Genomic DNA, 12537 nt, shown 5'->3' on the forward strand with positions numbered 1-12537 from the left:
TCAATAGTATAGCACAAAGTCAAAACGATCCGTTAATTCGAAACAGACCTGCACACCCACTTTTACACATCGTTTCCCTTCTTACTAAGCGTCTAAACCTTATCGTTCATGAAATTCTGCTATACTGTGGAATATAAAATACGTACAGAAATGAGGGCTTCACATGAGCACATTACAAACATTGGATCACTATTTCACAGAAAACCGTGAGCGTCACATGGAAGAACTGAAAGCATTTTTGGAAATTCCAAGCATTAGTGCTTTATCGGAACATCAACCGGATATGCAAAGGGCTGCTGAATGGTTGGCAAGCGCTTTTAAAGACACAGGTCTTGAGAATGTGTCAATTGAGGAAACAGCCGGGCAGCCTGTCGTCTATGCCGACTGGCTGCATGCGGAAAATCAGCCAACTATTCTGATCTATGGCCACTATGATGTACAACCTGTCGATCCCCTTCATTTATGGGAAACACCACCGTTTGAGCCATCCATCCGTGATAATAAATTGTATGCACGCGGTGCGAGTGATGACAAAGGGCAAGTGTTTATGCATGTGAAAGCGATCGAGGCCCTGATGAAATTAGATGGAAAGCTTCCTGTTAACGTTAAGCTCATCATTGAAGGCGAAGAAGAAATCGGAAGCCCTAGCCTCGAAGCGTATATTCGGGAAAATCAGAACAAGCTGGCTGCTGATTTGATCGTCATTTCCGACACAGGTATGTACGGGCCCGGACAACCTGCCATTTGCTACGGACTGCGCGGCTTAGCCGGCGTACAAGTCGATGTGAAAGGTCCTAAAGGAGATCTTCATTCAGGATTGTACGGCGGAGGTGTACAAAATCCAATTCACGCCTTAGTTGAAATCTTGGCTTCGTTCCGAGACAAAGAAGGTACGATTGCGATTGATGGTTTTTATGATCAAGTTCGAGATCTGACAGACGAAGAGCGTTCTGCATGGGCAGCTTTAGACTTCGATAAGGAAGCGATTAAAAAGGAAGTCGGCGTGAAGGAGCTTACCGGCGAACCCGGCTATTCTTATACGGAACGTACGTGGGCTCGTCCTACATTAGAAGTCAATGGCGTATTCGGTGGATTTTCAGGAGAAGGAATCAAAACGGTTCTGCCGTCGGAGGCAGGGGCAAAAATCACTTGCCGATTAGTACCCGATCAAGATCCTGATGATATTGTCGCTAAGTTGCGCGCGCATATCAAAAAACATGAGCCTGTCGGTTGTACGGTGACGGTGACCGATTTCGATAAAGGAAAACCTTATTTGACGCCTTATGACCACGAGGTAATTCAAGCAGCAGGAAGAGCTTATGAACAAGTGTATGGCGTACCGACTGTTTATACCCGTGGCGGCGGTTCCATTCCGATCGTAGCTGCTTTTGATGAAATTCTTAACTTGCCTGTCGTTTTGATGGGCTTCGGTCTCGATACAGAAAACTTCCATGCACCGAATGAACATTTTCATTTGGAAAACTTCGACAAGGGCTTGCGCGTGATCAGCACTTATTATGGAGAAGTTGAAAAGCTTGGGCTTTGAAGTAATAGCGAGCTGTAATTAAAGGAAGCGGTAAGCGGTAAGCGGTAAAAGCATCGTTGATCTGCGTTCCATCTGGAGCGTAAATCCCCGGACAATCAGCCTATATTATTTTGCTTTATTTTTCCCTCTGGCACTATCCAGACCAACTATTTCTGTATTTTGCCTACAAGTCAAAACAGGCTGTCCTCAACAATACGAGGGCAGCCTGTTTTTGTTTATTCCACTGAACCTTCTTCACTGTCGCCGAAATACGTGATGATTTCTTCGACAGGCTTGCGCGGGTTGGCTTTGGGAGCTGCGTCGAAATAGCCGAATTGGAGCATGCTGATGATTCGTTCACCGGGGTGTATACCTAAGCGTTCACGGAATTTCGGGTTGTCCAGGAAGCCTGGTGTCTTCCAGCATGTCCCGATTCCCTTATCCCATGCCAGCAATTGAATGTTTTGAATCAACATGCTAGCTGCCGCGTAATCCTCTAGACGCTCTTTTTGACGAGCGTCTTCAGGCACGATAACAAAAACGGCTGCACTGGCAGACGTAAACTTTTTCATTTGCTTTTCTAAGTCTTCATCCGAAAGCTGCTTCCAGTTCGCCACGCCGAATTCTTTCAACACGTCCAGAATTTGCTCATATTGCTCGCCTGCTGCTACAACTAAGCGCCAAGGATTCCGGTTTCCATGGTTCGGTGCCCAAACGGCATCTTCTATAATTTCTGGTATAATTTCAGGTTCGATTGGCTGTCCGTTAAAGCTTTTGATCGAACGCCTTGAGATAATGGCTTCTCTTACCGATAATGCTTGTTCATTCAAACTCAACCTTCTCCTTTGTAAGTAAAGTATTTAGCTACAAGTATACCCCAACTATATAGGTTGTTACTAGAGGCTAAGCGAAAACACTTCGATTCAACGACCGTGACTCAAGAAAAGTTGTCGTTAATTTTGAAGAAAATATACGTGGCATTGGGCGAATAGGCATAAGAATCTTTATAATCCCACGTTCGGTGATATGCATTATAAGTATGGGCATTGACAAGCGGTATCCTGCCATCTTTAGCTGTGACGATGGTCGAATGATCAAATCGCCCATCGCCCTGGAAGTCATAGGCGATGACGTCACCGAGTCCGAGCTCTTCCGCCGAACCGACTTGCGTAGCTGTCAATCCTTTTTTAGAAGTGGCTAAATACCAGCGCAATGAATGGGCGACGGTGAAACTGAAACTCCACGTCCCATTGCGCATCCACCATCCTTTTTCACGGTTCGGATAGCCATGCATCGGTGCACCGCCTGCCAATAAACACTGCGATATATAATTCGTGCAATCATCCTCCACGATCGGAAAAGCAGGATTTCTGCTATTCCACCATTTATCTGCATATCGGACAGCCGCTAATCGATCATACAAAAAAACCCCTCCTTGCCAAACTATATGACAAGAAAGGGCAGCTCATTAATGATTTAATACTTTAGACAAAAAGTTCCGGGCACGCTCTGTGTTAGGGTTTGAGAAAAACTTGTCAGGTGATGCTTGTTCCACGACTTTTCCTTCTGCCATGAAAATGATTTCATCACAGATCTCTTTCGCGAATCCCATTTCATGGGTCACCACCACCATCGTCATCCCATCTTCTGCCAGCTTACGAATTGCATCCAGCACTTCCGTAACCATTTCAGGATCCAGTGCAGATGTCGGTTCATCAAACAACATCACCCGAGGTTCCATTGCTAACGCTCGAGCAATCGCTACTCTCTGTTGCTGCCCGCCAGACAGTCTATTTGGGTACGCATCAAATTTGTCACCCAAACCTAATGAAGTCAGAAGTTCTTTCCCTCTCTTCTCCGCCTCTCCTTTACTCAGCCCCTTGACGTTTATTGGAGCTAACGTCACATTTTGAAGTGCAGTCAGGAATGGATAGAGATTAAAGCTTTGAAACACAAACCCAATTTCCGATCGCGCTTTATTAATATCTACTTTTTTATCATGGATGGAGATCCCATCTACAATGATTTCTCCATTATCGATTGGTTCTAACGCATTAATTGTACGAATCAACGTGGATTTGCCTGCACCACTCGGACCGATAATCGCCACTACATGGGATTTAGGCACTTCCAACGAAACATCAGTCAGCACTTGATTCGTACCAAATGTTTTATTGACATTTTTTACAGCAATCATTTACGGCACTCCTTCACATCGGCAATCATCAATTTTCCCTCGAAAAAAGTCGTTTTTCAATAACACGGATAATCATGGACAGTGTAAATGTCATAGCAAAATAGACAAAACCAACGAATGTCCATACTTCGATTGAACGGAATGTGGTAGAGACCAGGTTTTTCGCATTCAACGTCAATTCCGTTGCACCAATTACAGAAATTAGTGAAGAGTCTTTAATGAGCATGATAAATTGTGAAGCAAGCGGTGGAAGAACTCGACGGAATGCCTGTGGCAAAACGATGAGCCGCATAGCCTGCCAATAACTCATACCCGAAGAACGGGCCGCTTCCATTTGACCTTTCGGCACACCTTGAATTCCGGAACGAACGATTTCCGCAATGAAGGCTCCTGTAAAAATTGCCAAACCGATGATGGCCCCCCAATAGGAGCCTAACTTCAAAAATTGGCCTAATACAAAGAAAATCCAAATCAGTAAAACTAACAGCGGCACGCCACGCATGACTTCTACATAAGCTGAAGAAATTAGACGGATAAATTTATTCCTGGAGATCCTGCCCATTCCGAATATAATACCGATCGGAATAGCAAGAAGTAAAGCAATCGCTGAAATTTCAAGCGTCTTTAATGTCCCTTCAATAAAAATATCCTTGTTTTGAGAGATGACACTGAAGTCATAATCATAGCTTCCCATATTAATCTTCCGTAACCTTCGTCAGCCAGTCACTTTCTTCAAACCAGCGCGTTCTGGATTCCAATTCTTCCGGGCTATCGATGTAGCCATGCAAAAATGAATTCAACCATTGCAATGTTTCAAAATCATTTTTCTTCACAGCAATCCCCAGATTTTCAGCAGAAAGCAAACCTTCTACCTGATGTACTTGTCCTTCATGCTCCAAGCGCCATACCGCGATAGCCGGCTCATCGTAAACGACTGCGTCAGCTTGTCCTGAACCCATTGCTGTAGCAGCTAAAGGGAAATCTTCAAAGTCCACGACTTCAGCATTTTTGAATTGAGATTTCGCCAGTAACGCACCTGTTGTTCCTACGCCCACTGCAATTTTCTTTCCTTTTACGTCCAGCTCTTCCCAAGACTTAACATCTTTATTGGCAGCTGGAACCATGATCGCCTGACCTGTTTTGTAGTAAGGATCCGACATACCGACCGCCAGTGCACGGTCTCCTCGAATCGTCATCCCTGCGATGACCATATCTACTTCTCCGGTTTGGAGCGCTGGTACTAAGCCGTCAAATACGAATTGTTTAAACTCCACGTCAACTTTCAACCATTCACCAACTGCATTTGCCAAGTCGATGTCATACCCTACATAACCGCCCTCTGTGCTCTTCATCTCAAAAGGGAAATAACCCGGTGCGATCCCGACCACCAGTTTCTTCTTGTCCTGGATGTTCTTTAAGGTGGATTTCTCTGTTGTGCCTGCTCCACCTCCGTCATTATTACTACAGCCTGCAATAATTAATACGAGAATGAGTAAAAGTGCCGAAACTGTCTTTTTCATTCGTTTCCCCTTCTTTCTTTAAAGTGATGTCAATCTTCTAAATTAAAATAATTATAAGTTATTGGAAGAGAGCTGTCTACAGCTGTTTGAATAGTATATTCATAGTGCAATGAATATTTTTTTAACTCAATTGGCTATAGCCTGCTACCGATGTCTTTTAGTATACTTAATATACAACACGGTGAATAAATATACAATAGCTATTATAAAATAATCATAAATTCTCTAATTTTTGAGGATTTATCGGGTAAGAACAGAATTTATTTATCATTAAAAAATGGCAGTTCCCGAAGAAATTCTTCAAGAACTGCCATCTGCTATTCTATATATGGAGCATAGGGGGCTCGAACCCCTGACCTTTGCACTGCCAGCGCAACGCTCTCCCAGCTGAGCTAATGCCCCTCGTTTCTGATACAATATAGAGTATAGCAAGTGTTCGATGAAAAGACAATAGGCAAGAAAGGTGGTAGGACAGATGCAGCATGCAGAAAGAGAACTGACCGAATCCGTGGTATTATGCGATTCAAAGGGTCTTCTCAATCCTGAGTCAATTGGATTTGCCCGAAGTCCTTTAGTAATCAGTAATCTCAAAGGGCAGTTTATGAAAAAGAAAAGGTGGAATTATTGGTGTATTTATGGAGAAGATTTATTATTTTCTACGTCAATTGTTCATCTGGACCATAAAGCTATTTGTCAAATTTACATACTAGATTACGAAACCCAGCGATTCTATGAAAAGTATCTGACCTTGCCACTGGGTAGACGTGTCAAAATGCCCGAAGAACCTTTGAACAGCATCAAGTTCATTCATGACCAACTTACTGTTCAGTTCGTCCACATGCAAGGTGAAACGCATCTGTCTGTCACTATTCCTGACTTCGACAACGAAACGTTGCATGCAGATCTGCACATCATCCATCCTGAAAAAGATGAATCATTGAATGTCGTCATTCCAAAAAGTCGCGACATTTTCCATTTTACTTCCAAACACGCCATTTTACCTACCGGTGGCTTTGTAAAAATTGGCGATCGACGATACGATTTCAATCCCTATTACAGCTTCGCGGTCCATGATTATGGCCGAGGTGTTTGGAGCAGTATGACGGATTGGAGCTGGGCGATGGCATCCCAACGGACAGGCGGAAAACGAGTGGGCTTGAATCTAGGCGGAGGCTGGACAGACGGCACAGGCTTAACAGAAAATGCAGTGTTTGTGGAAGGGACAATGTATAAGATCCACGAAGATGTATTATTTGAAAGAAATATTGAAAACCCCTTAAATCCTTGGCGTATTCAATCAAAATTTTCAAATGATGTCAACTTAACATTCAAACCATTCTTCCAGCAACATACACTTGATCGTTATTGTATTCGCAAGATGTCAGTTAATCAAATGGTTGGTTATTATCACGGAAAGATTCGTCTGCCGAATGATCAAATATTGCCGATCAGACAAATGCTCGGTTCCATTTTACAGCGCACAGATCGATAATCCAGGCATTTAGGCATACTCTATTCTCTTCATACCTTGAATTTGTGGTTTAGCTCCAGCCTTTTCAGGTCATAATATAAGTACTATGAACTTTGAAAGGGTGGCGCTCATGTCATTTTTACGAATGGTATCAATTGTGGGTTTTTCATCAGTTTTAATTTTGGGAGGCTGTTCTTCGAAAAAAGAGGCACCTAATAATGACGATCCGACAATCGGTTACGAAGATGAAGATAAAGGCAGTTCCATTAACACAGGGGACGGTTACGGTTTCACAGACTTCGATTTGTCGATCAAGAAAGACGGCAAGAAGATTGAAGTCGATTATGAAGACGTCAAACCTTCCGATGCGGAATACATCAATGAGTTTCAGGAAGTGAACAAAGAAGGCAACGATGCAATTGATAGTATGCACAAGATGTTTATGGAAGTTCTGCTAGACAGTGATACGACAAAAGAAGAAGCAATCGAGAGAATTTTGAAATGGTACGGACTTGATGATTATGATGAGTTCGAACTAGACGTGAAGTATACAGATAATAAATCGCTAGACATTGAAGAGAAGAAATAACACAAAAAGCCATCGATCCTTCATTGGATCGATGGCTTAATTTATGGATAAACATCAAAATAATAAGTTGGAATCCAAAAACCATGAGTAGTACATTGGCTTACGATACAGACGAGACGCTTTCCGTGGGACGTGGATAAGCCGCTTCCTTCGCTTCGCTCAGTCCGGGGTCTCATCATTCGAGCTAAATCCCTCAGGAAAAGCCGTCACGAAGAACGGCTTTTGCGAGCATAAGCAAAGCGTTGGGAGCAAAATCCTTGCTTTTCGCCCGTCTTTCGCTTCAATCCCTATAATGTGAACTGTTATACATAGCGAACTCACTGTATGTAGTATGAGTTTTCGTTTCTTTGGATTGAAAAAATCTGTGCATATACTTGGACGTTGGTTCATGTATTTACAACTATTCATATTAAGCAATCGACTCACTAACTTCAGGGAAATACGCTAGTTGATCGTAGTGGAAGGCGGCGACTCCTGCGGGATTAGCGCGACAGGTGAGACCCCGCAGGAGCGGTAGCGACGAGGAGGCTCACCGCGCGCCCCGCGGAAAGCGTCCGCCTGGAACATAGATCAACGGTGCCTTTACCCTTCACAACTTTTGGATAAGAACTCACATCATTTATCCCTGATATAACAGCGAACAGATGGCTTTTTTGCATTCAATCTATATTTTCCAGCATGTCGTAGAACATTCCTTTGCGTTCGAGTAACTCCGCATGGCTGCCTGATTCCATGATTTCTCCGTCCGCCAGCACATAGATCCTGTCTGCTTTACGGATCGTGTTCAAGCGATGAGCGATGATGAAGCTAGTCCGGCCTGTAGTCAAGCGTTCCAGCGCCTCTTGTATCGCTAGTTCTGTCACAGTATCGATACTGCTGGTGGCTTCATCCAATAGTAATAACTTTGGATCTGCCACCAACGCGCGGGCAATGGAAAGCAGTTGTTTCTGACCTTGGGAAATTTCTTCTCCTCCTGCAGTCAACACCGTATCATAGCCTTTAGGCAAATTGCTGATGAACGCATGCGCATTCGCCTGCTTTGCGGCTTCTTCCACTTCTTCATCGGTTGCATCCAACTGTCCATAGCGAATATTCTCCCGCACAGTTGCTTCGAATAAAAATGGATCTTGTAAAACGAATGCCATCTGACTGCGCACAGATTGCCGCGGCAGCTGATCGATCGGCACGCCATCCAGCAAGATCTGTCCGCCATCCACTTCATAAAATCGAGAAAGCAACTGCATGATCGTCGTCTTGCCAGCTCCGGTTGCTCCGACAAAAGCGGCCGTTTCGCCTGGTTTGACGTGAAAGTTAATCGAATTGAGAATCACTTCCTCATCGTAGCCAAATGTTACGTCGCGGAACTCAACATCTCCTTGAAGCGTGTAAGTTTGTTCAGCGACCTCATCCTTCTCTACTGGCTCGTCCATAATTGCAAAGACACGTTCCGCTCCTGCGACTGCAGATAACACGGTATTGAATTGATTGGCTAAATCATTGAGAGGTCTTGTGAACTGTCTCGCGTATTCGCTGAAAATAACAATTGTCCCTACCGTTACACCGCCGTACCCTGTCACCGCAAGCAAGCCGCCCACACCGGCCACGATGGCAAACGACATATTATTCAGCGTGTTCATCACTTTCGGAATGAATCCCGAATACGTCTGAGCCCAAAACCCAGCCAATTTTAAACGCTCACTTTTTTCAGCGAATTCGTCAATGACATTCTGCTCTCGAGAAAATGCTTTGACTACACGTTGACCTGATACAGTTTCTTCGATCATTCCATTCAACTCACCAATCGCCCGCTGCTGCTCTTTGAATAAAATACCTGTCCTTCTTGTGATCCAGCGCATCGCAAGAAACATCAACGGCACAATAATCATCGTCAGCAACGTCAATAACGGACTTAAATAGAGCATAATGGACACCGTACCGACCAATGTCAATACACTCGAAAACACTTGGATAAGCGAAGAGTTCAAGGTCTGACTGACACTTTCAATGTCATTGGTCATACGACTCATCAATTCGCCATGCTGTCGTTTATCGAAAAAGCGAATGGGCAACTTCTGCAGCTGACCGAATAAGTGAGTCCGCATCCGATAAACCGTTTGTTGAGCAATACCGACCATCCAGTAGTTCTGCAAGTACGTCGCAACGGAAAAACTGGCATAAACAGTAAGCAACCAGCCGATTTGCATTCCCAAACCATCCACTTTCTTCGGAATGATGTAGCGATCAATAATATTCCCGATCATCAAGGGACCGACCAAAGCTAGAGCAGAACTGGCGAAAACAAGAAACAATACGGCAATGAGCAGACCGCGTTGTTGATCGATTAATCGCCAAATACGCAAGAGTACCGATTTCCAATCGCCTGCCTTCTGAACTTTTTTACGACTGGATTTACTTAAATCATCCTTACCGATAATCGGTTCATAGCCAAATGGCTTGGTAAAAGGCTTCACCATCATTCCACCCCTTCCGCCTGTTGCGACTGCACGATTTTCCGGTAGAAAGAGGAAGAATTCAGCAGTTCATCATGCGTCCCATGACCGACGATTTTTCCATCTGAAAGCAATAACACCGAATCTGCAATTTGTGCGGTCTGAATCTTTTGCGTAACAATGAACATCGTCGTATTTTCCTCCGCGAGAGCTTCCCACAACGCCGCTTCCGTTTTCACATCCAACGCACTGGTGCTATCGTCTAAAATCAAAATCGATGGTTTCCGAATCAACGCACGAGCAATTGACAGACGCTGTTTCTGACCTCCGGATAAATTGACGCCTTTCTGTCCGACTCGTGTGTGATAACCATCGGTAAACCGCATGATCGATTGGTGGATTTGTGCTTTCTTCGCAGCTTCCTCCACTTCCTCCAGACTAGCTCCTTGCTTACCCCACGCTAGATTGTCAATGATTGTCCCGGTAAACAACATAGATTGCTGAGGTACATAGCCAATCATCTTCCGCAACGTATCAAGCTGCCACTCCCCTATTTTCTTGCCGCCGACCAAAATAGTACCATTTGTCGCCTGGAACATCCGCGGTATCAACTGCAACAGTGTAGATTTACCGGAACCTGTCGCGCCCATAATCACAAGCTTTTCACCTGGTCTCACTTCAAAAGATATATCTTGCAGTACATATTCATTCGTATCGGGATAGCGGAATGAAACCTGTTCAAAACGTACTGCGGAAGCACCATCGTATGAATTATCCGTGGCTTCAAGCACCTCCAGCTGATCGTCCGTCGTCAACAATTCTTCCATTCTCTCAGAAGATGCTTTAGCGCGCGAAAAGATCACAATCAAAAAGGAGAACATGGAAAATGCACTCGTCATGCGCATCGCATAGTTGACAATCGCCACAACGTCTCCTACAGGCATTCCGGAATTTCCTACTTCATCCGCTCCGAACCAAAGCACCGCCATGAAACTGGCATTCATAATAAACAACAATACAGGCAAAATCAATTCCATTAAGCGCATTGCATGGACACTGTCTTTCTTCAAGTCTCCAGCAGCTTTTGAAAAACGACTCGTTTCGAATGCGCCACGCAAATAGGCCTTAATCAGCCGAACTGCCTGCAAGTTTTCTTGTACCAATCGATTGACCGAATCAAGACGACGTTGGACTATTCCAAAGAGCCGCACTCCTTTGCGGGCCATGATGACCAGAAAAATCGCTAAAAATGGCGCTCCTGCCAATAAAAAAATGGCTAACTTCGGATTGACAACGAACGCCATGGCAAGACTTCCGAACACCATCAGAGGAGCCCTCGCCATGATGCGCAGCCCCATGAACAATGCATTTTGCACAAGTGTCACATCGCTCGTCAGTCGGGTGATAAGGCTGGATGTCGGAAAGCGTAAAAAAGCAGTGAGCGACATTGTCTGCACTCTTTTAAATAACGCCTGACGCAAGTCAAACCCAAAGCTCTGCGCCGCATGTGAAGCGAAATAGGAGTTGACGACTCCTGAAAAGAGCGCAACGAAGGCAAGGCCCATCATGACAGCTCCCCATAGTCCGACAGCGCCGAGGTCTTCCTGCATGATGCCTTCATCTATAATTTTACCGATCAGCAAAGGTTGGATCAGTTCGACTGCCAATTCCAAAAGCATTAGGAATATAGCGATCATCATAGACCATTTATAAGGTAACGCAAAACGAAAAACCGTCTTCATCTGTTCCACCTCTTACTCCCCAACTGTATTTCATTTATTTTATTATGTCATATTCAATCGCGGGGTGTACAGATGAAGACGCTACATATCATACGGCTCATACGGCACTACCGGCTCTGGCGGCGGCACAGTTTTTTTCTTACTGTCACCGCCTATGGATAACCAAACTACACCGAGCAACATGATTATGGCGCCGCTTATTTGCCACCCTCCCATCATTTGGCCAAGCCAAAGGACCGAGACTACCATTGCTGTGAGCGGTTCGAAACAAGACAGTACACTTGTCTCTACAGGAGTGATGAACGTCATGCTTTGTAAAAACAGGATGAAGGCGAGCGTTCCCATGATGGTGACAAGTAGCAACATTCCCATCATCGGACCATCTAACAGCAAGGAAAGATTCATTAAAAAGGACGGGAGATTGATGATAAACAACACTACCCCGCCGATGAACATCCCCCAGCCCACGACCAGCAATACACCCCATTCAGCCATTAAAACGACTGGATACAACGTATAGAACGTAAAGGCAAATCCAACTACTACTCCCCAAATAATCGCTTCCGTATTCAATGTAATACTGGAAAACGAGCCATTCGTCAGCAGTAGATATAAACCGAATAAAGCTACAACCATGCCGATCACTTGGCCCGCAGGAGGAAAGGACCTCTGTGCAGCGGAGAGTAAAATGATGATGTAGACCGGCGCGACGAATTGAAAAAGCGTGGCCACGACCGCGTCACTATGCGCAATTGTCTGGACGAAGCCGAACTGAACACCCAGCATGCCAAAGACACCGAACATGACCATTTTGCGTAACCAAAGCTTTTGCCTCATTGGCCGTCCCACTTGCACCCCTTTAGCTTTCAATAAGAAGAGGAGAGCAGCGCCGGCAATCATCAAACGCAGAATCAGCAGCATGGAAACGGAAATATCACTATTATGCAAAATCCATTCCATCATGGGTCCTGTAGCCCCCCACAACATGGAACCGACAATAATCATCATTATCCCTTTCAATCGCATCATAAACCATTCCCCCT

The 12537-nt window shown here is 44.7% G+C and carries 11 protein-coding genes and 1 tRNA gene; 3 read left to right on the forward strand and 9 right to left on the reverse strand.

Annotated features, from left to right (window positions below):
* Positions 1-163 precede the first annotated feature (163 nt).
* Positions 164-1546: a dipeptidase gene (locus B5D59_RS07010; RefSeq protein ID WP_078817410.1), complete on the forward strand. Its 1383-nt coding sequence runs from the start codon at positions 164-166 to the stop codon at positions 1544-1546.
* Between the two features lie 215 nt (positions 1547-1761).
* On the opposite strand, the gene B5D59_RS07015 is transcribed toward B5D59_RS07010, so the two are convergent.
* The 6 genes from B5D59_RS07015 to B5D59_RS07040 all read right to left on the reverse strand — a co-directional run bounded on the left by B5D59_RS07015 (position 1762) and on the right by B5D59_RS07040 (position 5644).
* The gene (locus tag B5D59_RS07015) at positions 1762-2355 is read right to left on the reverse strand and encodes a nitroreductase family protein (protein WP_078817411.1); all 594 of its coding nucleotides are present in this window, start codon (positions 2353-2355) and stop codon (positions 1762-1764) included.
* 107 nt (positions 2356-2462) lie between these two features.
* Positions 2463-2948 carry an amidase domain-containing protein gene (locus B5D59_RS07020; RefSeq protein ID WP_078817412.1) on the reverse strand — a complete coding sequence of 162 codons (486 nt, stop codon included), beginning with the start codon at positions 2946-2948 and terminating at the stop codon, positions 2463-2465.
* A 45-nt stretch (positions 2949-2993) separates the two neighbouring features.
* Complete coding sequence (locus B5D59_RS07025; RefSeq protein WP_078817413.1) at positions 2994-3722, reverse strand: amino acid ABC transporter ATP-binding protein; 729 nt, start codon at positions 3720-3722, stop codon at positions 2994-2996.
* Positions 3723-3750: 28 nt separating this feature from the next.
* Positions 3751-4416 (reverse strand): amino acid ABC transporter permease, encoded by a 666-nt coding sequence (locus B5D59_RS07030; RefSeq protein ID WP_078817414.1) that lies wholly within the window; start codon positions 4414-4416, stop codon positions 3751-3753.
* Position 4417: 1 nt separating this feature from the next.
* Entirely contained in the window at positions 4418-5242 is an 825-nt protein-coding gene (locus B5D59_RS07035) for a transporter substrate-binding domain-containing protein (RefSeq protein ID WP_078817415.1), read from the reverse strand.
* A 329-nt stretch (positions 5243-5571) separates the two neighbouring features.
* Positions 5572-5644: transfer RNA gene (locus B5D59_RS07040), tRNA-Ala, on the reverse strand.
* 73 nt (positions 5645-5717) lie between these two features.
* On the opposite strand from B5D59_RS07040, the gene B5D59_RS07045 reads away from it, so the two are divergent.
* Together B5D59_RS07045 and B5D59_RS07050 are read left to right on the forward strand one after the other, a co-directional pair.
* Positions 5718-6734 (forward strand): DUF2804 domain-containing protein, encoded by a 1017-nt coding sequence (locus B5D59_RS07045; protein WP_078817416.1) that lies wholly within the window; start codon positions 5718-5720, stop codon positions 6732-6734.
* Between the two features lie 109 nt (positions 6735-6843).
* Complete coding sequence (locus B5D59_RS07050; RefSeq protein WP_078817417.1) at positions 6844-7302, forward strand: YusW family protein; 459 nt, start codon at positions 6844-6846, stop codon at positions 7300-7302.
* 659 nt (positions 7303-7961) lie between these two features.
* Here B5D59_RS07050 and B5D59_RS07055 read toward each other — a convergent pair.
* From B5D59_RS07055 to B5D59_RS07065, 3 genes are all read right to left on the reverse strand, one after another.
* Positions 7962-9779, reverse strand: a complete 1818-nt coding sequence (locus B5D59_RS07055) for an ABC transporter ATP-binding protein (protein ID WP_078817418.1) — start codon at positions 9777-9779, stop codon at positions 7962-7964.
* On the reverse strand, positions 9776-11494 hold the full coding sequence (locus tag B5D59_RS07060; protein WP_078817419.1) for an ABC transporter ATP-binding protein: 1719 nt from the start codon (positions 11492-11494) through the stop codon (positions 9776-9778). The genes B5D59_RS07055 and B5D59_RS07060 overlap by 4 nt, the downstream gene beginning before the upstream one ends.
* Before the next feature lie 81 nt (positions 11495-11575).
* Positions 11576-12523, reverse strand: a complete 948-nt coding sequence (locus B5D59_RS07065) for a DMT family transporter (RefSeq protein ID WP_009766297.1) — start codon at positions 12521-12523, stop codon at positions 11576-11578.
* Positions 12524-12537 lie beyond the last annotated feature (14 nt).

This window comes from Sporosarcina newyorkensis, from assembly GCF_900167515.1.
In the GTDB taxonomy this organism is placed as follows: Bacteria; Bacillota; Bacilli; order Bacillales_A; family Planococcaceae; genus Sporosarcina; species Sporosarcina newyorkensis.

What these genes read in the sequence shown, in the direction of transcription:
- B5D59_RS07065 (WP_009766297.1), bottom strand. Translation starts at nt 12,523, where the DNA reads ATGATGCGATTGAAAGGGATAATGATGATTATTGTCGGTTCCATGTTG.
- B5D59_RS07060 (WP_078817419.1), bottom strand. Translation starts at nt 11,494, where the DNA reads ATGAAGACGGTTTTTCGTTTTGCGTTACCTTATAAATGGTCTATGATG.
- B5D59_RS07050 (WP_078817417.1), top strand. Translation starts at nt 6,844, where the DNA reads ATGTCATTTTTACGAATGGTATCAATTGTGGGTTTTTCATCAGTTTTA.
- B5D59_RS07025 (WP_078817413.1), bottom strand. Translation starts at nt 3,722, where the DNA reads ATGATTGCTGTAAAAAATGTCAATAAAACATTTGGTACGAATCAAGTG.
- B5D59_RS07035 (WP_078817415.1), bottom strand. Translation starts at nt 5,242, where the DNA reads ATGAAAAAGACAGTTTCGGCACTTTTACTCATTCTCGTATTAATTATT.
- B5D59_RS07055 (WP_078817418.1), bottom strand. Translation starts at nt 9,779, where the DNA reads ATGATGGTGAAGCCTTTTACCAAGCCATTTGGCTATGAACCGATTATC.
- B5D59_RS07030 (WP_078817414.1), bottom strand. Translation starts at nt 4,416, where the DNA reads ATGGGAAGCTATGATTATGACTTCAGTGTCATCTCTCAAAACAAGGAT.
- B5D59_RS07010 (WP_078817410.1), top strand. Translation starts at nt 164, where the DNA reads ATGAGCACATTACAAACATTGGATCACTATTTCACAGAAAACCGTGAG.
- B5D59_RS07045 (WP_078817416.1), top strand. Translation starts at nt 5,718, where the DNA reads ATGCAGCATGCAGAAAGAGAACTGACCGAATCCGTGGTATTATGCGAT.